The organism is Borreliella sinica (assembly GCF_033969665.2).
Taxonomy (GTDB): domain Bacteria; phylum Spirochaetota; class Spirochaetia; order Borreliales; family Borreliaceae; genus Borreliella; species Borreliella sinica.
Genome location: NZ_CP135180.1, coordinates 231,879 through 255,266, shown reverse-complemented (window position 1 = coordinate 255,266; position 23,388 = coordinate 231,879). Strand labels below are relative to the sequence as shown.

Genomic DNA, 23,388 nt, shown 5'->3' with positions numbered 1-23,388 from the left:
GCTTTTGAATAATAACATTGACAAAGCATTATTGAATTTATACACTTAATAAAAGTTGAGGCTGATGTAGCTCAGTTGGTTAGAGCACTCGGCTCATATCCGAGTTGTCGTGGGTTCAAGTCCCTCCATCAGCATTTAGGAGTTGTAAATGGTAGTAGGGATTATTCTTGCAAATGGTTTTGAAGATATTGAGGCTATAATTCCGATTGATATTTTAAGACGGGGCAATGTTAATATTAAGATTATCAGTATAAATGATAACAATGCTGTAATAAGTTCAAAAGGCGTTTCTTTTTTAGCAGATGATGTAATATTAAGTTGTAAGGGGAGTTTTTTTGATCTAATAATCCTTCCAGGAGGCATGCCTGGGGCCACTAATCTTTTTAATTCAAAAGAATTAGATTTTATTTTAAAAGATATGAATGCTAGAGGTAAATTTATTGCAGCTATTTGCGCCTCTCCAGTAGTAGTGCTAGCTGCTAAGGGTCTTTTGGGATCTAATAAGTTCACATGTTATCCAGGTTTGGAAAAAAACGTGCTTGATGGTGAATTTGTGGATAAAAATGTTGTTGTTAGCAATAATTTCATTACTTCTAAAGGAGTTGGAACTTCCTTTGAATTTGCTTTTACTCTTCTTGAAATGGTGAAGGGAAGACAAGTAATGGAAAATGTTAAAAAAGCAACTTTACTTTATGACAGCTTAATCAAAACTATTTAAAATGATCATAATAAATGAATTAAATTTAGTCTTCAAAATTGAAATTTTTAAATTTTTATAAATTTTTTGGAATTAAATTATAAATGTCTTCAAGGATGGTTGATTCTTCGTTTGTTGGTATTACAAGTATTTTTACTTTGCTCTTAGTCGCTGATATTTCAGATTCTAAATTTTTGTTTTGGGCCATCTCGTTTTTTTCCAGATCCAGGTCTATTCCAATTTTTTCAAATCCTTTTAGTGCAAATTCTCTTACTTTATAATCAACAATACCAATCCCACCTGTAAAAACTATTGCATCAATATTAAAATCAAGAATGGCAATGTAAGACCCAATATATTTTTTTATTCTGTAGGTCATTATCTCTACTGCAAGTTTTGATTGATATTCTCCTTCTTCAATTTTGTTCCAAATATCTCGCATGTCATTTGATTTTTCAGAAATTCCTAATATACCGCTTTCTTTGTTTAATATTTCTTCTATTTGTTTAGTGGTTTTATTTAATATAGTGCTCATTATATTAATAATTGATGGATCTATATCACCACTTCTTGTTCCCATCATAAGGCCTTCAAGTGGGGTAATTCCCATGCTTGTGTCGTAAGATTTTCCATCTTTAATAGCATTAATACTTGCTCCATTCCCAAGATGTAATATTATTAAATTTAGATTGTCTATTTTTTTATTTAAAATTTCTGAGGATCTCTTTGCTACGTAGGAATAAGATAGGCCATGAAAGCCATATTTTCTAATATTGTGGTTTTTATACCAAGAGTATGGAATTGCGTAAAGAAAAGCGTGTTCTTTCATAGTTTGATGCCATGATGTATCAAAGCATAAAACTTGTTTTGCGTGTGGTAAAATTTTAAGTATTGTTTCTATTGTGGTGAGTGCACTTGGGTTGTGAAGTGGGGCAAGTTCAGAAATTTGTTTTAATTTATTTAAAATGCTGCTTTTAAGAATTATTGAATTTTTGAAGCTCGATCCCCCATGTACAACTCGATGTCCTATTATTTTAATCTCACTGATAGTTTTAAGAATTTTTGAATTGCCGTTTAGCAATATTTTAAACATTTTTTCTATTGCTTTTTGGTGATTTTCAATTCCTTTCTCAAATCTTTCTGTTATTGCCCCATCAGTATTTATAATTTTTACGATTGATTTTTGTAATTTTATTTTTTCAATAATTCCTGATATTAATTTTTTTGAATTTTCGTATTGATAAACAGTAAATTTTAACGAAGAACTTCCCGTGTTTATGATTAATATTTTCATTTTTTCCTTTTATATTTGATAAACTATGTATCTGTTTTTAGTAAGTTAATATTTTTATATATGTAATTCATTCTTTCATATTTTTCAATATTTTTAAAGTTTAAAAAAATTGATTTTTGATATGATGGATTTAATACTAATAAATTAGGATGTTTTTGAAGTATTTCTACTATTTTTTCCATAGGAATGCTTTCTATATTTTTATATTCTATCTCTAAAGTTTTTTTTGTTTCTTTAAGTTTTTTTATGTTTAATTTTTTTGCTAAAATTTTAAGTTCAGCTAGCATTAATAGGCTATTTATTTCTTTAGGTATTGGACCAAAGTTGTCTTGAATTTCTGATCTTATTTTTTTACTTTCTTCTTCAGTTTGAATTTCAAAAATTTTTTTGTAGATTAGTATTTTATCCGGCTCATTTTTTACATAATCATCAGGAATAAAGCCACTATAGTTAATTTCAATATTAACCTCTTCTTCTGATGCGATTTTTCCCATTTTCTTTTCAATTGCTTTATTTAACATTGTTAAATAGCAATCCAAGCCAATTGATTCAATCTCTCCATGTTGTTCTCTGCCAAGCAAATTCCCAACACCCCTTATTTCCATGTCTTTCATTGCTATTTTAAATCCTGATCCTAGATCTGAAAATTCGGTTATTGCTTTTAGTCTTTCAATAGAGCGTTCATTTAATTTCTCGCTATCTTGGTACAAAAAATAAGCATAAGCTTTCTTAGATCCCCTTCCAACTCTTCCTTTCAGTTGATATAACTGTGCAAGTCCAAATTTGTTTGCATTATTAATGATTATTGTATTTGCATTTGGAATATCTATTCCATTTTCAATTATTGTTGTTGCCAATAAGATTTGATACGCTTTTTTAATAAAATTGTGCATTATATTTTCGATATCGTCTCCTGTGAGTTTTCCATGAATTATTGCAATCCTGGCATAAGGAGTTAATTTTTCAATTAGTGTTTTTAAATAATGTAGTTCTTCAATATTGTGATTTACTAAAAAAACTTGACCATCTCGAGATAGTTCAGTTTCAACCGCATGTTTTATTAAAAGCTCACTAAACGGCTCTAAGTAAGCTTCTATTTTTACCCTGTTTTTAGGCGGAATTTTTAAAACAGAAATATCTCTAAGTTTAATTAGTGACATATGAAGAGACCTGGGGATTGGTGTTGCAGAAAGAGCAAGGCAATCAACAGAAATTTTTATTTCTTTAAGTTTTTCTTTTTCTTTTACCCCAAATCTTTGTTCTTCATCTATTATTATTAATCCTAGATTTTTGCAGGTGAATTTTTTTGAAAGAATTTTGTGTGTTCCTATGATTATATCAATTTTCCCATTTTTCAATTCGTTTAAAATTCGGTTTTCCGTGCTACTTTTTATGAATCTGCTTAATACTTCGATTTTGATTGGAAAATTTTTGAATCTTTTTTTGAATGTATTGAAATGCTGTTCTGCCAATATAGTTGTTGGTGAGAGTACAATAACCTGTTTGTTTCCTATTACAGCTTTAAACGCAGCTCTCATTGCGACTTCAGTTTTTCCAAATCCAACATCTCCACAAAGAAGACGATCCATTACTTTAAAGCTCATCATGTCTTCTTTAATTTCTTTTATTGCTGTTATTTGATCTGGAGTTTCATCGTATGGAAATTCAGATTCAAATAATAATTGCAATTCGTTATCTTTTGGGTATTTAATACCTTTAATGCTTTCTCTTTTCGAATAAAGTTCTATTAATTTATCTGCAATCTCTTCGATTCTTTTTTTTGCATTTGCTTTATTTTTTATCCATGTTTTAGAACTAATTTTATCTAGTTTTATATTTTTAGGATCACTTCCAATGTATTTTTGGATTAAATTTGTTTGTTCAATTGGAATAAATAGTTTTTCTCCTTCAGCATATTCAATCTCAATATAATCTTTTTCAAGAAAGCTTGTTTTTATTCTCTTTATTTGCCTGAATATACCAATTCCATGGTTTATGTGAACTACATGGCTATTTTTCTCAATCTCAATAAAAGAATTAATGGTTTTTGTTTTTGAAGATTCAAAGGTTTTGTGTATTTTTTGCCCCGTATTGAAGATGTTTGATTCAAGAATAATGGCAATTTTTTCTTTTTCTATTATTAAAGAGCTAGATATTTTTAGAACCTCAATTGACACTTTTGGCAATTCTTTAAAAATATATTTAAGTTTTTCTTTTTGTGATTCAGACTCTGCTGCAATAATGATTTTAAATCCATTTTCTAGCCAGTTTTTGAATTGTTCTTTTGTGAGTATAATATTTGAAAAAAAGTTTTTCTCATTTTCAATTTTAAATTCTACAACTTCTTTGGATTTAGGATTTTTGATATTTGAAAATAAAACATCGCTTTTTAGATTGAATGTTTTAGGATTTAAGAAAATTATTTTTGGATCAATTGTATTTTTGTCAGCTTCTTTTGCTTCTTTATGAAGCTTTCCATATTCTTGGTGTATTTTTTCAATTTCTTTTTCAAAATCGTTAATTTCAAAATTTACAATAGGTGTGTATTTTTCAATCTCATCGCTTAAGTAAGTATTTGCTATTAGTGGATAAAACATTTCTTCTGTTTTTGTTTCTTTTTTAAAATCCAACTCTTCAAGAATTTTTTTATATTCTTCAGATTTGATCTTTGTTTTGAGGATGTTAATAACTTCATCGTTCCAAATAATTTCTTTTTTTGGAAGAATTTGGAATCTTAAAATTTCATTATTATGTTTTAATTGGCTTAAAGGATTGAATTGCCTTATTTCTTCTATTTTGTCGGATTTTAGTACAATTTTTATTGGGCTTTCTTCTCCAAAAGGATATAGGTCTATAATTTCTCCCTTTATTACAAATTCTCCTGGAATTGTTACTTTGAGTGTTTTTTCATATCCTAATGTTATAAAAATTTTTTCAATGTCCCATATATTAATATTGGCATTTTTTTCAATTTTACATATATTTTTAAATAGTGTATTTTTATCAGGTATTTTACTTAGCAATGATTTTAAGACTGTAATATATATTCCAGGATTTTTTTTATAAAAATTGATCAAGAATTTTATTCTTTCATTAAAGATTGTGCTTTTTGAGCCAATACCCTTGTATACAAGAGGACTAAAATAGTTAAGCTCAAAGACTTGATTTGTAATTACTTTTAAATCATTTTTGATTTTATCTAATGTATGTTCGTCTTTAACTATTAATATTATTTTCCCGGTTTTACTATATTCTTTGATTTTTTTGATTAAAAAAGCTGTGAAAAATCCTTCATATCCTATTAATGAAAAAAATGTATTTTGTTCTAAAAATTCTTTCATTTTTTTTAAATAGGAATTATTTTTCAATATTGTTGTTAGTTCTTCATCTATATTCATTTTTTACCTTTTTGTTTAATTTTTGTTTAATTAATTTAGTATAATAATATACTATAGGTATTATTACTTTCTTTATATATAATGTGGTTAGGTTTTGAGGGGAGCTTATGAGAATTAGAAAATTGCTTTTTTGTATCTTTTTTACGAATATTTCTTTTGTTTTACTTGCAAATGGTTATAAGGGCCTTGATTTTAAAATCAAGTTTTTTAATCAATCTATTTATAGTGTCAATAGTAATGTTTTTATTGAAGTTTCTCTTAGCAATGCGTCTGATAGTGTTTTAACTTTAGAAATAGGCGATATTAATTCTTTTGGCTTTGATTTTGATGTTACTGATACCACTAATATTAAAGTTAAAAGACCTATTGAATACGTTAAAAAGAGATCTAAAAATGTTGCTATTCCTGTTAGAAATATGAGCTTGAGACCTAATGAAAAATTTTCCGTGGTTATTAACTTAAATCAATTTGTTAAATTTAGTAAAGATGGAGTTTATTTTGTTAAGGGTATTTTTTTCCCAGACATTTCAGACCCATCTAAGAGAAAAGAGTCCAATATTATTACGCTTTTTTTAAATGATAGTTTTGATGAAAATCCATCTAATATAGACCTTGTTAATTTGTCTGAAAATAAGGATATTCAGGATATCTTAAAAAAGAAAAACCTATCTCCTGATGAGATTGTCAAATATTTATTAAAAGCATTGCAGCTTGGAAAAAAAGAAAAATTCTTTTTATATCTTGATATCGAAGGCCTGTTATTAAATGATAAAAGTAAGGCATACCTTTATAAGCAGAAGTTATCATCTGTTTATAATAAAAATGTAGTTGAAGAGTATAAGGAATATTTATGGAATTCTAATAATTCAGATATTTCAAAAGCACCAAACGAATTTTCCATTATTGAGACAACTTATTCTGATACTGCAGGCAAGGTGATTGCTGATTTATATTTTGACGATGGGCATTTTTATATTTCCAAAAGATATACTTTTTTCTTCAAAAGATACGATGATTATTGGATAATTTATGACTACATTGTTCAAAATACTGGCATTAAGGAAAAGTAAAACTTTTTGTGTTTTACAAATTATAGAACTTTTTATTTTATTTTGGTTTTTAATAATAAATCCTATAAATCTTAATGCTGATTTTGAGTATAGGGTTGTCAAGGGAGATACTCTTTTTTCAATTGCAATTAAGTATAAAACTACAATAAACAACCTTAAAAGGATTAATAAACTTAATGTTAATAATATTAGGGTAGGTCAAATATTAATTATTCCTAGTGATTTTAATTTAGATCAAAAAATTACTCGTGAGGTCAATCATTCTCTTAATTTTCTAAAATCTGCTAATAAAGGGATAATTATTTATACTGCAAAAGATGGTGACACTATTGAGAGTGTTTCAAAGCTTGTTGGACTAAGTAAAGAAGAGATAATAGCTTGGAATGATTTGCGCTCTAAAGATCTTAAGGTTGGAATGAAGCTTGTATTAAGCGAACCTGATTTTTTAAAACCTTATGTGGTTAAGAAAGGCGATTCACTTTCAAAGCTTTCTCAGGATTTTGATATTAGTTCTAAGGATATTTTAAAATTTAATTTTCTAAATGATGATAAGTTAAAGATTGGTCAGCGTCTTTTTTTAAAGAAAGCCACTGGAAGTGTTAATTTTCATTATGTTAAAAAAGGTGAAACTCTTGGTAGAATAGCTTATATTTATGGTATTACTGCTAAGGATCTTGTAACTCTTAATGGCAATCGAGCTATTAATCTTAAAGCAGGTTCATTGTTAAATGTTTTAAAGATTGTAAATAATGATGTAAAAAAGCCTGCTGAGAGAGATTCAAAAATTGATAAAAAAACAGATAATCAGTTTATTTATCATTCAGTTACCGTAGGTGAGACTTTATATAGTATTGCCAGGCATTATGGAGTTTTAATTGAAGATCTTAAAAATTGGAATAATTTAAGTAGCAACAATATTATGCACGATCAAAAATTGAAAATTTTTGATAAAAAACTTTTATTTGATTCTTCTACAATTAAATCCAAAAACGATTTAATTGTTAAAAATAAGGTTGATTCTAGCTCCAATCCTTCTGATAAAGTTAGAACAATAGTTAATCTTCCTTCAAATAAAAACAAAAAGCTGAATTTAAATACTTTTGAAAGTACTGCTAACCAAGGTCTTTTTGACATCAGCTCTTTAGTTATTCTAGACTCCAAAATACCAATATTTGAGGTTGTTGGCGATTTCTATTATTGGTATAAACCCAGAAAGATCAGTCAGCCGAGTGAATTTTATTCAGAAGATTGGCATTCTCCTTTAAATTCTTATAAAAAGGCGACTCAACTTTTTAAAAGTTTTGAAAAGTTGGTAAATTCTAGATTGAATAAAGGATCACGACTTAAAGGTAAGTTAATAATTCTTGATCCTGGTCATGGGGGGCTTGATCCTGGAGCTATTGTTAAGTCTAGGGATGGTCTTGGAAACGAAGTTTTTGTTGTTGAAGATGAATATGTTTATGATATTGCTTTAAGGCTTTATGTATACCTTAAAGAAGAGGGGGCCAATGTTGAACTTACTGTTTTAGCTCCCGATCATTTAATTAGGAATAGTGTTTTTGCTAATAATACTTTTGTTAATGTTAAAAATGAAATTTACAATGATTATGATTTAAATAAAAATGATACTGTTGATTCTTGGATAAGCGGTAATCCATCGGGTCTTAAAAAAAGATTGGTTGTTGTTAAAAACATTGTTAGTAAATATAAAAATATTAAAGATAAAGATGTAGTTTTTATTAGCTTGCATGCGGATAATAGTGTTGGATCACCTAAAAGTATGGGGTTTTATTATCAAAAAGATGACGAAAAAAATTATGATATTCATTCAAAGTCTGTAGCAGAAAAGATTACAGAAGGAATGAAAAGAAGTTTTTATATTAAGGGTCAAAACCTTCATGTTTTGAGAAACAATATAGTAATGACTAAACTTTTAATAGAAGTTAGAAATTTAGCATTTCCGGAGGAAGCTTGGTCTATTAGATCTTCTAAGCTTAGAGATCAAGATTCCAAAATTCTTGCTAATGGAATTTTAAAAATATTAAAAAATAATTGACAAAAATTTTTAAATTTAAGATAATGTTTCTAGTGTTCAATTTCCCCTATAGCTCAGTGGTAGAGCGGGTGGCTGTTAACCACTAGGTCGGAGGTTCAAATCCTTCTGGGGGAGTTAATTTAAAGCCAATTGTTTTTTTAGCTCTGTTTTTGTTATTTTAAAATAATTAAGTCTTTCTAAAAGTTTTTTGCTGTTTGCGTGCCCCAAGCAAAGGCGCTTTTGTATTTTTTGTTTATTTTTTTTTGAGTTTTCCCCTATTATACCAAGTTCTAACAAATCACTTAATGTTAATAAATTTTTTTGATTATCTTTAAATAAGGTTCCAACCTTTTTAAGTATTTTTATTATTTCTGTTTTATTTACCGATTCAACCTCGGTATCTTTAGTATTAAGATGCGCATGTTTGATTTTATTATTTTCCCCTAGATGTTTGACTAGTTTTTGTCTAATAATATTTCCAGATTTATCGCTGTCTGTTAAGATTATTATTCCTTTATATTTTAAGGCTTTTTTTAACAATTTAATAGTTTCAATTTTTAAAGCAAATCCTTTTGTTTCTATTACTGTGCAGTCAAAAGATTCTTTTATTCTTTTAAGGTCATCTTTTCCCTCAACCACAATTATTTCTTTTATTTTTTCCAATTTTAAATTCCTTTTTCAAAGAAAGCCCTTAGCAATTTAATTGCTTCTATGTGGTCAACTATTGATACCGTTTCTCGTAGAGAGTGCATTGCCCACATTGGGGTTCCAATGTCAATAGTTTCTATTCCTGTTTTTGCATTTGCGATTGGACCGATTGTTGTGCCTGAAGGAACATTGGCTTTCATTATTATTTCTTGAATTTTAATATTATTTTTAATAGCCAAATTTTTCAATTTTGCAAATCCTGTCGAAGTTGTTGCGTATTTAAAATTGGCGCTATTTTTGACAACCACACCTTTACTTAAAGTTGCTTGATAGTTTGGATCATGTTTAAATGCATATCCTGGATGGATACCGTGAACGCTATCAATTGATATATTGAATGATTTATTTGTTTTTATTAAATGTTCTTCTCGGGTTAAGTTAAGAGCAAGATCAATTCTTTCTAAAGCCTCTGATAAAAAATTGGAATTAGCTCCTCTTGAGGTTAAAGATCCTACTTCTTCATTATCAAAAAATACAGCTATTTTATTATTATCATTGCTTGTATGAATATAAGAGTTCATTATTGCATGACATCCCGATTTGTTATCAAGATTTTTGGAAGCTAAAAATTCCCCCTCAGTTCCTATTATTTTGGAAGTTTGTGATTCTGTAAATATTAAATCACAAGATAAAAAATTTTCATATTCTGTTCCAAGTTGTTCTAAGATATTATCTTTTATTGTTTTTTTGGTACTGTTGATTACTGTTAAATTGTCATGAGTATTATATACAAATCCTTCATTGATTTGTCGGTTTAAATGGATTGCAAGGTTTGGAATAATTCCTATGTTTTCAATATTGATTAGTTTTGAATTAATATTTTCATTTTTTTTGAAATATACAATTCCTGCTAAGCTTAAGTCTCTGTCAATCCAAGTAGAAATTATTGGGCTACCATAAACTTCAATATGGTTGTAGAATACCCCACCTGTTTTTTTTGTTGCATCTATTTTTAATTTTAATCCCGGACTGTCTGTATGTGCTGTTGCTATTAAAAATGGTTCATATTTTTTTTTGACATCGATATTAAAGGCAATAAGGCTAGTTCCTTCTTTTTTTATATAATACGATCCTGTTTCAATTTTCCATTTTTCATCAAGTTTTAATTGCTTTGCATTAAAATAATTTATTAATTTTTCTTCAATATAGTTTACCAAGTGATAAGGAGTAGGACTGTTATCTAGTAGGTTTTGAAAAAATTTTGGTTCTAGTGTTTTATCGTGCACCATAGGTGTTCTCCTTTAATTTTATTGCTTTATAATTATATATTCTATTATAATAGTCTTTAACTGTATATTAGTTAGGAGTTTGTTATGAGAAAGTGGTTTGCCAGTTGGAGCTTATTGTTTATTTTTTTTGCTTGTAGTTCTAATGTTGAAATTGAGTTAAAAGATGATATTAGTGGTGTTGTTTCAATATTTGTCAATGTTAATAGGGAATTTGAAAAAATTAGAAAAGAGCTCTTAACAACTTTAGTGGGGGGTGAAGTTGCAAATATACCTCTTTTTCCTGTAGACGAAATAAAAAAATACTTTCAAAATCAAGAAGAAAAGCTTGGACTTAAGCTTTTGAGTATTAAAACCCAAGGAGATTCTATTAATTTAGTTGTTAAGTTTGATAATTTAATTAAAGTTTTAGGTGATTATATGGCAAAATCTGATATGCCTGTGCTTAAGATAGAAAAAAAAGATGGTAAAAATATTATTGAACTTAATATCAATTTGGAAAATGCTACTAAGAATATTAATGAAAATAAAGAATATATTAGCGATGCACTTGCTGCTCTTTTACCATCGGATGAGATTCCAATGTCTGCCAAAGAGTATAAAGATGTCTTGGTTTATTTTTTATCGGATTTTACTTCTAAAGCAAATGAACTTATTGACAATTCAAAGCTTAATCTTATAGTTAGAACTTCTAGGAATGTTCAAGAACAGATTGGATTCAAACAGATTGACTCAAACACACTAAATTTTGAGATAGACATGGTTAAAGGATTGAGCCTTGAAACACCAATAAAACTTAGATTAGTTTATTGACAGAAATTCAAGAATATAAATATTTTTATATTCTTGAATTATATTCTTTTTTAAAAATTCCTATTAAAACAGCGGTTATGATTGAACCCGCTAAGATGGATATTATCCACATTAATGGGTTTACTACTATTGGTAGAATGAATATACCGCCATGTGGTGCTATAACTTCTACCTTAAAAAGTGCAGAAATAAATCCTCCTATAGATGAGCCCAGTATGCATGCAGGTATTACCCTTAAAGGATCTGTTGCTGCGAATGGGATTACTCCTTCTGTAATAAAGCATGCTCCCAAAAAATAACAAACTTTTCCAGATTCTTTTTCTTCTTTTGAAAACCTGTTTTTAAATAAACTTGTAGCAAGGGCAATTCCTATGGGTGGTACCATTCCCCCTGCCATTATACTTGCATGAGGAATGTAATTTTTTGCAGTTATCATTGCGATTCCAAATGCGTATGCAGCTTTATTTATAGGCCCCCCCATATCTATTGCCATCATTCCTCCGAGTAAAGCCCCAAGTATTGCCATATTGGTTCCACTAAGTTTATTTAGTAGGTCTGTTATTGATTCATTAATAACAGATATTGGACTAAGCATTACATATATTAAGATTCCTGAAATTATAACTGATAAAAAAGGATAAGTTAGTACTGGATTTATTCCTTTTAAATTACTAGGAATGATTTTGTCAGATATTTTTTTTACAATTAGTGTAACGTATCCTGAAATAAATCCCGCTAAGATGCCTCCCAAAAATCCCGCATTTCCATTGCTCATCATTAACCCCGTAATCATTCCAGGAGCAAGCCCTGGTCTTTCTGCTATGCTAAATGAAATATATCCAGCAAGTATTGGGATCATTAAAGTAAATGCACTTCCACCGCCTATTTGCATTAGAATATCTGCTATTTTATTGTAGCTCGGGTCGTTTATATCAAATGCTTTGATTCCAAACATAAATGATATTGCTATTATTATTCCTCCTGATACTACAAATGGAAGCATAAATGAGACTCCATTCATCAGGTGTTTATAAATTCCTATTTTTTGATTGTGTTGGAGTTTTTCGCTGGTTGTGCTTGTATTGATTTTGTTGTAAATTTTTGCCTCGTTTTTAAGAATTGCTTGAATAAGCTCTTTTGCTTTATGTATGCCATCTTTTACGCCCACTTCGATTAAAGGTTTTCCGCTAAATCTTTCCTTATTAATAGTCTTACCAGATGCAATAATGATTCCCTTTGCTTTTTTAATTTCTTCTTCTGTTATTGGGTTTTCGGTTCCACTAGATCCATTTGTTTCTACTTTTATATTTATATTTAATTCTAAGGCCGCTTTTTTCAGGCTTTCTGCTGCCATATAAGTATGAGCTATTCCTACGGGACATGCTGTTACTGCGAGAATGAAATCTTTTTTTGTATTTAAATTATTAGATTCATTTACATTGCCATGACCCATAATTATTTCTAAAAATTTATCGGCATTGTTTGTGTTCATAAGTTCATGTCTTAATAAGTTTTTGCTAAAGGTATTGCTTAGATATGATATAGCTTTTATGTGGGCATTGCTAGAGGTTTCTTCTGGAAGGGCCATCATGAAAAACAATTTTGAAAGTTTTTGATCAGAAGAACCAAAATCAAATCCATTTCCATTAACCCTTAAAATAGCAATTCCGTGTTTTTTAATGAAGTCACCTTTTGCATGGGGCATGGCGATATGTTCTTCAATGCCTGTACCGTTGATTTCTTCTCTTTTTTTAATTTCTTTTATAAATGTTTCTATGTCATTTAAGTATCCATTTTCATTGAGCATACTAGCCATTTTTTTAATTACATCTTCTTTGCTAGTTGCATTGTAATTTAAAACAACCAGGTTTTTAGAAAATAAATTTTGCATAATAATCACCTTTATATATTATATAGTGTATATATATTTATTAAATTTTACATTTATTTAATTGATTTTATCAATTAAAGTAAAGGGGATTATCTTGATATACACTCTAACACTTAATCCTTCTGTGGATTATAAAATAGTTTTAAAAGAATTTCAGGAAGAAAGTCTTAATTATGCTCTAAATAACAATTTCTTTGCTGGTGGTAAGGGAATAAATGTGAGTACTGTTCTTAAGAATTTGGGAAAGCCAAGTACGGCTCTTGGATTTTTAGGAGGTTTTACAGGTGATTATATAAAATTTTCTCTTGATTCTAAGGGCATAAAAAACGATTTTATTAAAATAAAATATGATACAAGATTAAATATCAAAATGATAGCAAATGGCAGAGAAACAGAAATTAATGCCAATTCTCCAGATATTTCTGAGGATGAATTTGAACTTTTAAAAGATAAGCTTAAAAGTTTAACAAATGATAGTATATTGGTGATGTCGGGAAGTGTTCCCGCATCTCTTGGTGAGAATGCATACAATGTAATATCTAATAGTATTTCTAATAATGTTAAGCTTATCATTGATACTAGTGGCAAGCCCTTAAAAAAAATTCTTAGATTAAATCCCTTTTTAATAAAGCCTAATATTTATGAACTTGAGGATCTTTTTAATGCTAAATTCAATTCTACAAAAGAATTGATTAAAATTGGGAAAAATCTTGTAGAAAGTGGAGTTCAAAATATTATAATTTCCATGGGAAGTAATGGAGCTATTTTTATTGGCAATAAAAATGCTACTTTTAGAGCCTTTGTTCCAAAGATTAATTCTGTTAGCACTATTGGGGCAGGAGACTCTGTAATTGCAGGATTTGTGTATGCTTTTGATAATAAAAATACTTTGAAAGATTCATTTAAATTTGGTGTTGCGGCTGGCACAGCTACCGCATTAAAAGGTAATCTTTGTGAATTTCAAGATGTTGAAAAGATGCTTTCTGAAGTTAGAGTTGAAGACATTTGTACTTCTTAAATCAAGTAGAGTGGAAGATTTGATTTTGAAACTTTACTGTAGCTTTTAAAAAGCTACAGTATTTAGTTTGCTTAAATTTTTAATTTTGATTTATACAATGTATTTCTTGCTAATGCTAATCCTGCAACTGCTAAGAATACAATTTTAGCTATGTTTATAAATGAGCCTGTTGTATTTGATTGGGTTATTTTTGCGGCGATTCCTGTAGTTTTCTCGTCGCAAACGCAGTTAACATATCCACATATTGGGCAGATTTCTTCAACCCCAAATTGGCTTAAGTTTTCATTTGGAATTATATTTTCTTTTATTATTGTACTGGTTTGTGCGAAAACAGATGTTGAAATCAATACTAAAGCAGTAAAAAATAAGAATTTTTTTAGATTCATTATACCTTCTCCTTATAGGTTTTATTTTTTTGAATTACTTAAATTGTAGCTTTTAAATTAGATATTTGTAATTTCTTATTATTCAAAACCAGCTAGAGTAGTGATAAATTCTCTAAGAAAAATTGTTGACATAATAAAAGTTATTATCGGGAGCGACGGGTCTCGAACCCGCGACCTCCTGCGTGACAGGCAGGCGTTCTAACCATCTGAACTACGCCCCCAGAGTCATTCTTTTTAAAGATTATAGTAGTTTTTGATTTATTTGTCAATTTCTTTAAATGAGTTTAAGTATTCTAGTATTTTTGAATCTCTTTTGCTGGATTTTTTGCTTAGCTTAAGAATAGTCTCTTTATTGGAAATTATCTCTAAGCTGTTTTTAGCCCTTGTTATTGCAGTATACATAAGTTCTTTTGTTAAAAAGGGGTTATTTTCTAATATTACTTTTATATGCTTGTATTCAGATCCTTGGCTTTTGTGTATTGTTGTGGCAAAGCTGAATTCATAATTTGTTAGTAAATTTAAATTTATTTTTTTATAGTTTTCATTTTTTCTTTGGAATAAAGCATAAAATTTAGAATTTTCATTAAAAATGATACCCCGTTCTCCATTAAATAATTTATTTTTATAGTCAGTTTTAGTTATCATTATTATTTGACCAATAAAGTTTCCATAGGTCTTTTTTAGATAAGTTTTTATTATTTCATTTAGTGTTTTAGTTCCAAATTTTCCAAAATTTTTTGAACTTAAAATTATATTTTCAAGTAAAGTTTCAAGTATTGTTTCAATTTTTGATTCTTTTAGTAATTTAAGATTAAAAGTGGGTATTTCCCTATATAAATTGTTTGTATATTCTATTAGATCTTTTTTTAAGTTTATTTTTTCTATTTCTTTTAATAGAATATTTTTATTATTATTATTAATATATTTGCAAATCAAGGTACTATCTTCTTTGTATATGGCTTTTGAGAGTAAGTGTATTTCTTTATTGCTCCTGAAATTTTCTTTAAGATCCTCTACATTATCGGTATTTATTTTTTCTATTCCTAGAAGACTTGAATATACGTTTCCTTCATTTACCGATGGGAGTTGATTTTTGTCTCCCACCATTATTAATTTAGTAGTTATTGGCGTTGCTTTTAATAACTTTAAAAAAGTATATGCATCTACCATTGAAGCTTCATCAATTATTATTACGTCAAAATTTAGCTGATTTTCTTCATCATATAGGTTTTTTTTGTTTATGAATTTGATTCCCAATAGTTTTTGAATCGTATTGCATTCTATTTCTAAATTTTTAAATGAATGATCTATGCTTGTTTGTAGCCTTAAGCTAGCTTTTCCCGTAGGTGCTGTAATTGCTACTAATCTTTTTTGTTTTTTGCTTTTTGTTTTATTAATCGCTTTTAAGATATAATTAATAGTTGTGGTTTTGCCTGTTCCAGGGCCCCCGCTTAATAGAAAGAAGTTGCTTTTTAATGCTTTTTTAACCGATGCAATTTGCTCTTTATTTAAATTATTGGTGTTCAAATTTATAATTATGTTTTGTATTTCATTATCGTTTAATTCACTTTTATGGTTTTCCAATCTTTTTATAATTTGCTTTATTAACGCTTCTTCTTCTCTGTAGTTTTTTTGAGTATAAATGTGGATATTGTTTTCTAGAATTAGGGGAGTGGTAATTTTAAGTTTATTGAATTCCATTAATATTTTGCTTTTTTTTAAAAGTGATACTATGTTCTGAATAGTTTCTAAACTCCCAAATGTTTCTAACCCTTTTAGTATTTTTATTGATTTGTTATAATCTTTGTTGGTTTTTTCGAGGTTGTCTTTTGTAAATGTTATTGTATTTTGAATATCTTTTGCTAATAGATTTATATCGGCTCTTAAGTGACCTTTGTCAAAATAGTTAAATAAAAATATTAAAAATATTAAAATATTTTCATTGTTTGTGGACCTTGCAAGTGTTTGTGCTTTATAACAATTTTTTTTGTTGATATTTAAAAGTTCAATTATTTCATAAATCTTAAGCTCTGGAGTTAAGAATTTTTTATTTTTATTTTTAAAAAATTCTCTTAATACTAAAAAATCTCTCATAAGTGCCTTTTAATGCCTAATTCTAAGATAATTTCATCTAAATTCACATCATTAAATTTTGGGAGATTAAAATAAATACCATTTTCAAATTTTGGTTGTAAGCATTCAATATTGTCTTTAAATGCTCTTGCAAAAAGATATATTATTCCACCAAATTTTTGGTTATACTCTTTTTTGTTTTTAAATAATATTTTTTTTATTCCAAGTGCATATATTTTATATTGCAAATCATAATATTCTTTTTTTATTATATTTTCTAAATTTGTTATATTATAATCATCTCTATTTTTTCCAAGATAGTTTGTTTTATAATCCAGGATATATATTTTATTATTAGCTTTAAATATGAGATCTACTATTCCTTTTAAATATCCATCATTTAGTTTTATGTTAAGATCTTCAAAGTGATTTTCAAAAAGATGTTTTTGTTTTTGGAATTTAGGATTTATTTTTATTAAAAATTCCATTTCTTTTTGCAATTCTTCAATATCACACAGACGAGCATTAATTGTTCTTATATTATAAATTAATATATTGTAAATCATTTTAGTTAATGAAGTTTGTATTTCTATTGTATTGAGATTTGAGTTAATTTTTTGTATTTGTTTTTCAATAATTTCAATGTTATTTTTTTTAAAATTATCAAATGTATCTTTTGCTGTGCTAAAGATTATTTCCTCCATCGCGGCATGCAGAATGTTTCCAATATCTTTTCCTTTAGGCAATGCTTCTTCTTCTAATGTAGGGTCGTAGTCAAGATCTGTTTCTTTTTCGTAGTTGTTATTTTTAAAATCATAATTTTCGTAAAATGTTGCTTGATGAGCTTGTGCTGTTAAGCTTGAAAAGCTAGATGTATATTCTTTTTTAAACATTTTTTTAATTATTGGTTTTGGTGGAATTAATTTTATATTTACATTGGTGTTATTCTTTTTTTTATTGATTTTTTTTTGGTTAATAAATTCGTATATGTTAAAGTTGTGTTTGATATTGTCAATAGTAAAAATTTTGGCCACTTCTAATAATTTGCTAGTTATGCTATTTGTTTTTGTAATAAAAAGAGCAAATTTAGCTCTTGTTGCTCCCACGTAAAATATATTTTTTTCTTCACTTAGTATTTTTAGCCGTGCATATTTTTTGTTTTCTTCCAATTTAAAAAAATCATATTCAATCTTTCCGTCTTGATAAAATTTGTAAAAATGATTTTTTTTTGAAAAAACATTGCTATTTTCTATTGGAGATGTATTTATTAAAAATACGATATTCATACTAAGCCCTTTTGACTTGTGTATTGTCATAAGTTCTATAGATTCATTATCATTATTTATATTATCGATTCTTTTTTCTATTTCTTCAGACTCTTCGTTTATTATTAGATTTTCTAAAGTAGAGATTAGAGATTGTATGTTTTGTTCTTTATGATATATTTTAGAGACGATCTCAAGTGCTGTTTCATAGGTTTTTAAATTTTCAAGATTACCCTCTTTAATAAGAAGTCCTTTGTAATTTATTTTATTTTTTGCCCATTCAATAATTTTTTGATCTTTAGTGCTATTTGCAATTTTAATCCACAAATTTTTTTCGAATGCTATTTTGTTAATTGCATTTATTAAAGTTATTTCATTTTTTTCAAGCAAAACCGCTATACTTTCAATAAATTCTTCTATAAGGTGAATTTTGTCTTGCTTGATTAAAATTCTTTGCAAATTCCAGGGTACATTTAATATTTTACTGCTTAAAATATAATTTAAGGTTTTAAAACTTTGTTTTCGATCTAGGCATCTAAGAATATAAAAAATTTCGTTAAATTCTTTGGTTTTTAAAAATTTTTCTGGGGTTTTGTTTGTTTGGATTTGTTCTTTTTTTAATGCTTGATCAATTAAATTTATTTCATTTTTTCCTCTACAAAGTACTTTGATGTCTTGCATTTCAATATTTCTAATCTTGTTGTTCTCGGCAATTGTTCCATATGTAAGTAAATATTTTATTGTTAATGCTGTTTTTTGATAAATGTCTTCTTCGTTTTCGGTATTTGTGGTTATTATATTGATTCCTTCTATCTCTTGTCCGTTGATTAAAATGTTATTATTGTCATTTTTTTGATTTGGAAGTGAGTTGGTAAATTCAATTTTTCCAATTTCATCTACTATTGCATTGTTGTATATATTGTTGAAAATTTTATTTAAAGGTTCGATGAGTTTTTTACTTGATCTGTGATTTATTGTTAGAACAATTTTAGCATCTGTGTTAATTTTATTTTTTATCTCTTTATTATAAAATGCAATGTCCGCTTTTCTAAAAGAATATATTATCTGCTTAGGGTCAGCTATGAAAACCAATTTTATTCCTGCTGTTTTTAATATTTTAAATATTTCTACTTGTGTTAAGCTTAAGTCTTGTGCCTCATCGATTAAAATGATTTTGTATCGATTTTTTATTGCATTTAAAAGTTTTTTATCTTCTGATTTTAAGTAATTTTTTAAATTTGAGATTATGTAATTTTGATCTATTGTGTTTGTTGATTTAATAATTTTGTCTAGTTCTTTTTCTATATACTTTAGTATTTTGTATTCAACTTTTAAAATAACATATTGCTTTAAATTATTTCTATTTTTATTTCTATTGTCTTCTGATTTATATTTTTCATGATTAATATTGATTCCTAAATAGATTAAATCATTTTTAATTTTAAGCTCTTCAGGTGATAATTTAGCATTTTTTTTGGTTTCTTTTTCTATTAGAGTTGAAAAAAATTTATTTTTTAATAATATTTCTGCTATTTTGAATATGTTGTTTTCTTTAGAATATTTTATTTCAAGCTTACCAGTTTGAATATGTTTATTATAAAAGCTTAATATTTCATCTGATGTCATTTTGTCTAATTCTTCTATTATTTTGTTGTAATCTCCAATTAATTCTTCCTTTCTAAGAAGAATTTTTTCGAATAATGTTTGAGTTTTAAGCCAATCTCCGAGTTCTTGAGTTGTATCTCTTTCGTAAGCTTTTTTTATTTTTAAAACAATTTCTTCTGTTTTTTTAGCATCAGATTTAAATACTTTAAGTTCATAATCTTTAATATCAAGATCTTGAATCAAACTTTCTGATTTTCTTAAAAAGTCATAAACTATTTCATCTATTTCTTTTGAAAATTTTTCTTTAGGATTATATTTGGAATAATTTTCTGTTTCAATTTGAAAATTATTTAAGGCATGCAATGCGAATTTATTTATTGTTGATATAAAGAGTTTTTTTGATTGCTCATAAGCTTCTTTTAAAATTTCATTTGTTTTGGAATTAAAGTAAGCATTTTCAATTGCCTTTAGTATTCTTGTGTGCATTTCTTCTGTGGCTTTGTTTGTAAAAGTTAATACTAAAATTTCGTTTATGCAGTATAATTTTGTCTTCATTAAATTTATAACTATATTTTCAAGTATGTGAGTTTTGCCGGTGCCCGCTGATGCTTCTATTAATACTGTTTCGTTATTTTGAATTTTTTCTAGGATTTTGTTCATGAATTTTAATTTTTTGTCCTTGCAAATTTAGTATAAAATTTTTCTATCAAGATTAATAAATTTTTGTCTAGTTTGAAATCGTGAGTGTCTTTAAATCTGTTATAGTAATCACATAGTGTTATTTCGCTAGTTTTTAAGAATTTTTCGTGTGCTTTGCTTGTAAAATAAGCTTTGGAAGGATTTTTTATTTGCATTTTTAGAAAATTATTAAAACAATTTGAAAAATTATTTTGATTTGTTTTTATTAAAGTTTTAATTATTGAGCTTTGGTAAATTGGAGTTGGATAACTTGATATGTATGCAAATTGCATAAGTATATTTTCAATGTCTTCAATTATTATTTCCTCGTGGTGATAGCAAGTAGTTGTTTTTGCAGATAGGTTTTCTAGATTAATTCTTATTTCGGTTAATGAATTGAAGTTTTGCATTTCTTTTTTTATTAAAAGCCCTGTTATATATAGATCTATTTCATTTTTTATGTTATCTGGAATGCTGCAATAGTCTTTTTTTACAAAATTTAAATAAAAATAATCGTTTTCAATTTTATATACATTCTCGATATCTTTTTGTAATTCAAATTCTATATTTTTTTTTTGAAAATTTACTTTTATTGTTTGACAAAATTTAATTTTGGCTTTTGTCATTATTGAAAGCTTTTTTAAGTTTTCAATAGCATTAAATTTTAATGTATTTATTTTTCTTAAGATATCATTTACGGTTGTTTTTTGATCTATGTTGAAAGGAATATTGCCTTGCTGTATTTCATGCTCAATGTAGTTTTTAATAATTTCTATTGCTTTATTTGCATAATATTCTTTTCCCATCATTATATATTCATGCAGTAGTGTTGAATTTTTTATAAGTTTGTAAACAATCTCAACAACATTAAAAATTTGCTCTTCTTGTTTTTCTTTGATTTCATTTTCTAATCTTATATCTTGTATTTTAACGTTTAAAGTTTTTTCATAAAAATGTTTGTAAGGATTAGAAAGGGCGTTTTTTAATTCAAATAAATTTATTTTAATTGGGCTTTCTAGTTGAATTTTATTTTGCTTAAACCCAATTGGCTTAGAATTTTGTAGTATTTTTGCGATATTAAAGGCTTCTAAATCATAATTTATTAAATAATTTTCTTTTATATCTTGAAAATATGCTATGTCATGGTTTTTATTTGGATGTTTTTCTATTTGGAAATTTTTTTCGTACTTTTGTATGTGTTTAAGTATTTTGTTTATTGTTTTTGATATATTAATTTCTGAGTTTAGATTATCCTGAAATGAGTAGTAAAGATAAAATTTTTCCGATGTTGCAAAAATCAAATTAAAAAAAGTTTCAATTGCTTCTTTTTCGATGTTATCATGTTCATAGTATTCGTTTAATAAATTCATATTATCATAATTTATTTTAGAGTTGAATTTTTGAAATCCCAAAAAATGAATTTCTTTTTTTTGAAGATATTCTATTTCTTTGTAATTGGCAATTAATATCCCATTTTTTTTATACATTACTCCATATTTTTCTTTTTCAAGACTTTCTTCGAGCATAATCTTAAAAAGATAAAATTCAATTTTTATTTCATTGATTTCTTTTAAATAGTTTTTGCAAAGATTGTCATTAGAATCTTTGGGAAAATTTTTAAAAGATTTTATTTTATTTTGCAAATATTCATCAGTTGTATTCAATTCTTCAAGATCAATATATTTTTGAATAAAAATTTCTATTATTTCTGCCCATTCATGTACTTTATATGTTTTATTTTTAAAAAAGTTTATATCTTCGTATAAACTTTTTACTATTGTTATAAGTTTTATTATTGATTCTTGATCTTGGAATTTTATGCTTTCTTTTTCACCCTCTTCTTCGTATTTTTCGTCAAATATTTCAGACATTAAAAATCGATTAAATCCGTCTTCCCAGGAGTTTAAAAAGTTTTGATCATACTGTAGATTTTGTTTGTGAGTGCTGTTTGCGCCAAAACTAATGTTCATTGCGTCGCTAAATTCTATTAAATAGTTTAATTCAGATGTTGATATATTAAATTTTTTCATTACTTTGTTATTGCTTAATAGATTAAATATTTCTTTCCTACTGAAATTGCTAATTGTTTCGGTCTTTGATATAAAAAGATCCATTAGCCTTTTTAAAGCTATTATACTTTCTCCTCTTGACAAATTGTTATAACATAAAACACTATATTCAATTTCGTATTTATTTAGACACTCTTCTATGTGTGGCAGATATTCATTAAATGTTTCTTGCAAACAAGTTATTGCTATTTCGCTTAATTTCAGGTTATTTTTTTGAATTGAATGTAGTATTTGATTTACCAGAATTTCTACTTCACGTTTAGGATTTTTAGCTTCTATTATTTTAAAGCTATCGTCTAATTTTGAAATCGGAGTTTTTGCTATGATATTGTTTTTAATACTTGTTAAGAAGTTTTTATCTTTAAATAATTCAATATCTACTTTTTCTAAAGCCTGGTATTTTATTGGGACGATTTTTGATGTTGTTAACAGCAATTCTTTAACAAGAGAAGATTTATAGTTGAATAAATCTTCGAAAATTAACACATGCACTTCAAAATCAAAAATTTTTTCTAAAGAATTAAGAATTTTTTTCTCAATCTCTCTATTATTGCCAATAAATATTATTTTTTTAATTTCAATTTCTATATTTTTTCTTGGTTTTTTTTGAATTATTTTTTTATGTAAGTTTAAAATATTTTTTTGTTTTTCAAAGAGTTTTTTGAATAGTTCTTTTTGCACATTCTCGTAAGGTTTTGAGTTTTCTTCTTGGAATAGAAACCCATCTTCTTCCCAGGTTTCAATTAATTTTGAAAATTTTGAATAATAGTTTTGGAATAAATCTATTATTTTTGATGCAAAAAAGTATCTATTTTTTGTTGATTTGAAATCTTTTAGGTATTGTAGTTTTTCAGTTTTTAATATGTTATACAAAATGAATTTTTCTGTTTCCCGGTAAAATGAAAAAGTGTTCTTTTCTATGTATTTTTTTATATTGGCATCTTTTAAAGAAATTTCGTATATGTTTTTTATAGCATTTTTTTTAATATTTAGATTATAAGAAATCCCATTTAGGTTTGCTATAGTTTTTTTAATTTCTTCTTTTAAGAGATTATTTTTTACTATAATAAGTGTTTCTTTTTTAAAGATATTGTCGTTTTGAGTTAATTCTTTAATTTTATTGTAAATGTTATTTACTTTGTTAGTTTTATATATATTCACA

At 26.7% G+C, this 23,388-nt stretch carries 13 protein-coding genes, 3 tRNA genes and 1 pseudogene; 7 read left to right on the top strand and 10 right to left on the bottom strand.

The features are described from left to right. The first annotated feature begins 60 nt into the window (after window positions 1-60). Together QIA41_RS01150 and QIA41_RS01145 are read left to right on the top strand one after the other, a co-directional pair. Window positions 61-134 (top strand) — tRNA-Met (locus tag QIA41_RS01150). 14 nt (window positions 135-148) lie between these two features. After that, a complete protein-coding gene (locus QIA41_RS01145) occupies window positions 149-718 on the top strand; it encodes a DJ-1 family glyoxalase III (RefSeq protein WP_320292230.1) in 570 nt (189 codons plus the stop codon). 55 nt (window positions 719-773) lie between these two features. Here QIA41_RS01145 and QIA41_RS01140 read toward each other — a convergent pair whose 3' ends face one another. Both QIA41_RS01140 and mfd read right to left on the bottom strand, forming a co-directional pair. Then, window positions 774-1,991 (bottom strand): acetate kinase, encoded by a 1,218-nt coding sequence (locus QIA41_RS01140; RefSeq protein ID WP_320292229.1) that lies wholly within the window; start codon window positions 1,989-1,991, stop codon window positions 774-776. A 23-nt stretch (window positions 1,992-2,014) separates the two neighbouring features. Next, window positions 2,015-5,389, bottom strand: coding sequence for a transcription-repair coupling factor (mfd, locus tag QIA41_RS01135; protein ID WP_320292228.1), 3,375 nt, complete (start codon window positions 5,387-5,389; stop codon window positions 2,015-2,017). Window positions 5,390-5,496: 107 nt separating this feature from the next. Here mfd and QIA41_RS01130 point away from each other — a divergent pair, with 107 nt between their 5' ends. The 3 genes from QIA41_RS01130 to QIA41_RS01120 all read left to right on the top strand — a co-directional run bounded on the left by QIA41_RS01130 (window position 5,497) and on the right by QIA41_RS01120 (window position 8,629). Continuing rightward, window positions 5,497-6,459 carry a hypothetical protein gene (locus tag QIA41_RS01130; RefSeq protein WP_320292227.1) on the top strand — a complete coding sequence of 321 codons (963 nt, stop codon included), beginning with the start codon at window positions 5,497-5,499 and terminating at the stop codon, window positions 6,457-6,459. Beyond that, the gene (locus QIA41_RS01125) at window positions 6,419-8,515 is read left to right on the top strand and encodes a LysM peptidoglycan-binding domain-containing protein (protein WP_320292226.1); all 2,097 of its coding nucleotides are present in this window, start codon (window positions 6,419-6,421) and stop codon (window positions 8,513-8,515) included. The genes QIA41_RS01130 and QIA41_RS01125 overlap by 41 nt, the downstream gene beginning before the upstream one ends. Window positions 8,516-8,557: 42 nt before the next feature. Next, window positions 8,558-8,629 (top strand) — tRNA-Asn (locus QIA41_RS01120). On the opposite strand, the pseudogene rnmV reads toward QIA41_RS01120, so the two are convergent. Together rnmV and QIA41_RS01110 are read right to left on the bottom strand one after the other, a co-directional pair. Further along, window positions 8,611-9,157, bottom strand: a pseudogene (rnmV, locus tag QIA41_RS01115) (ribonuclease M5). The gene QIA41_RS01120 and the pseudogene rnmV sit on opposite strands and share 19 nt — an antisense overlap. A 2-nt stretch (window positions 9,158-9,159) precedes the next feature. Further along, entirely contained in the window at window positions 9,160-10,431 is a 1,272-nt protein-coding gene (locus QIA41_RS01110; protein ID WP_320292224.1) for a M18 family aminopeptidase, read from the bottom strand. Between the two features lie 84 nt (window positions 10,432-10,515). Between QIA41_RS01110 and QIA41_RS01105 the strand changes: the two genes are divergently transcribed. Next, window positions 10,516-11,241, top strand: a complete 726-nt coding sequence (locus QIA41_RS01105; RefSeq protein ID WP_320292223.1) for a hypothetical protein — start codon at window positions 10,516-10,518, stop codon at window positions 11,239-11,241. Between the two features lie 25 nt (window positions 11,242-11,266). On the opposite strand, the gene QIA41_RS01100 is transcribed toward QIA41_RS01105, so the two are convergent. After that, complete coding sequence (locus QIA41_RS01100) at window positions 11,267-13,132, bottom strand: fructose-specific PTS transporter subunit EIIC (protein ID WP_320292222.1); 1,866 nt, start codon at window positions 13,130-13,132, stop codon at window positions 11,267-11,269. A gap of 94 nt (window positions 13,133-13,226) precedes the next feature. Between QIA41_RS01100 and pfkB the strand changes: the two genes are divergently transcribed. Beyond that, window positions 13,227-14,150, top strand: coding sequence for a 1-phosphofructokinase (gene pfkB, locus QIA41_RS01095; protein ID WP_320292221.1), 924 nt, complete (start codon window positions 13,227-13,229; stop codon window positions 14,148-14,150). A 71-nt stretch (window positions 14,151-14,221) separates the two neighbouring features. On the opposite strand, the gene QIA41_RS01090 is transcribed toward pfkB, so the two are convergent. From QIA41_RS01090 to QIA41_RS01070, 5 genes are all read right to left on the bottom strand, one after another. After that, complete coding sequence (locus QIA41_RS01090) at window positions 14,222-14,536, bottom strand: hypothetical protein (protein WP_320292220.1); 315 nt, start codon at window positions 14,534-14,536, stop codon at window positions 14,222-14,224. Between the two features lie 147 nt (window positions 14,537-14,683). Next, window positions 14,684-14,757 (bottom strand) — tRNA-Asp (locus QIA41_RS01085). Between the two features lie 37 nt (window positions 14,758-14,794). Further along, window positions 14,795-16,630, bottom strand: coding sequence for an exodeoxyribonuclease V subunit alpha (gene recD / locus QIA41_RS01080; RefSeq protein ID WP_320292219.1), 1,836 nt, complete (start codon window positions 16,628-16,630; stop codon window positions 14,795-14,797). Then, entirely contained in the window at window positions 16,627-20,139 is a 3,513-nt protein-coding gene (gene recB, locus QIA41_RS01075) for an exodeoxyribonuclease V subunit beta (RefSeq protein ID WP_320292218.1), read from the bottom strand. Before recB ends, recD begins: the two co-directional genes overlap by 4 nt. A 5-nt stretch (window positions 20,140-20,144) precedes the next feature. Next, complete coding sequence (locus QIA41_RS01070; protein WP_320292217.1) at window positions 20,145-23,387, bottom strand: exodeoxyribonuclease V subunit gamma; 3,243 nt, start codon at window positions 23,385-23,387, stop codon at window positions 20,145-20,147. Window position 23,388 lies beyond the last annotated feature (1 nt).

Bases quoted from the DNA above. Each gene is read 5' to 3' on its own strand.
- QIA41_RS01110 (WP_320292224.1), bottom strand. From the start codon at position 10,431: ATGGTGCACGATAAAACACTAGAACCAAAATTTTTTCAAAACCTACTA.
- recD (WP_320292219.1), bottom strand. From the start codon at position 16,630: ATGAGAGATTTTTTAGTATTAAGAGAATTTTTTAAAAATAAAAATAAA.
- QIA41_RS01130 (WP_320292227.1), top strand. From the start codon at position 5,497: ATGAGAATTAGAAAATTGCTTTTTTGTATCTTTTTTACGAATATTTCT.
- QIA41_RS01145 (WP_320292230.1), top strand. From the start codon at position 149: ATGGTAGTAGGGATTATTCTTGCAAATGGTTTTGAAGATATTGAGGCT.
- mfd (WP_320292228.1), bottom strand. From the start codon at position 5,389: ATGAATATAGATGAAGAACTAACAACAATATTGAAAAATAATTCCTAT.
- QIA41_RS01125 (WP_320292226.1), top strand. From the start codon at position 6,419: ATGACTACATTGTTCAAAATACTGGCATTAAGGAAAAGTAAAACTTTT.
- QIA41_RS01105 (WP_320292223.1), top strand. From the start codon at position 10,516: ATGAGAAAGTGGTTTGCCAGTTGGAGCTTATTGTTTATTTTTTTTGCT.
- QIA41_RS01140 (WP_320292229.1), bottom strand. From the start codon at position 1,991: ATGAAAATATTAATCATAAACACGGGAAGTTCTTCGTTAAAATTTACT.
- QIA41_RS01100 (WP_320292222.1), bottom strand. From the start codon at position 13,132: ATGCAAAATTTATTTTCTAAAAACCTGGTTGTTTTAAATTACAATGCA.
- recB (WP_320292218.1), bottom strand. From the start codon at position 20,139: ATGAACAAAATCCTAGAAAAAATTCAAAATAACGAAACAGTATTAATA.
- QIA41_RS01090 (WP_320292220.1), bottom strand. From the start codon at position 14,536: ATGAATCTAAAAAAATTCTTATTTTTTACTGCTTTAGTATTGATTTCA.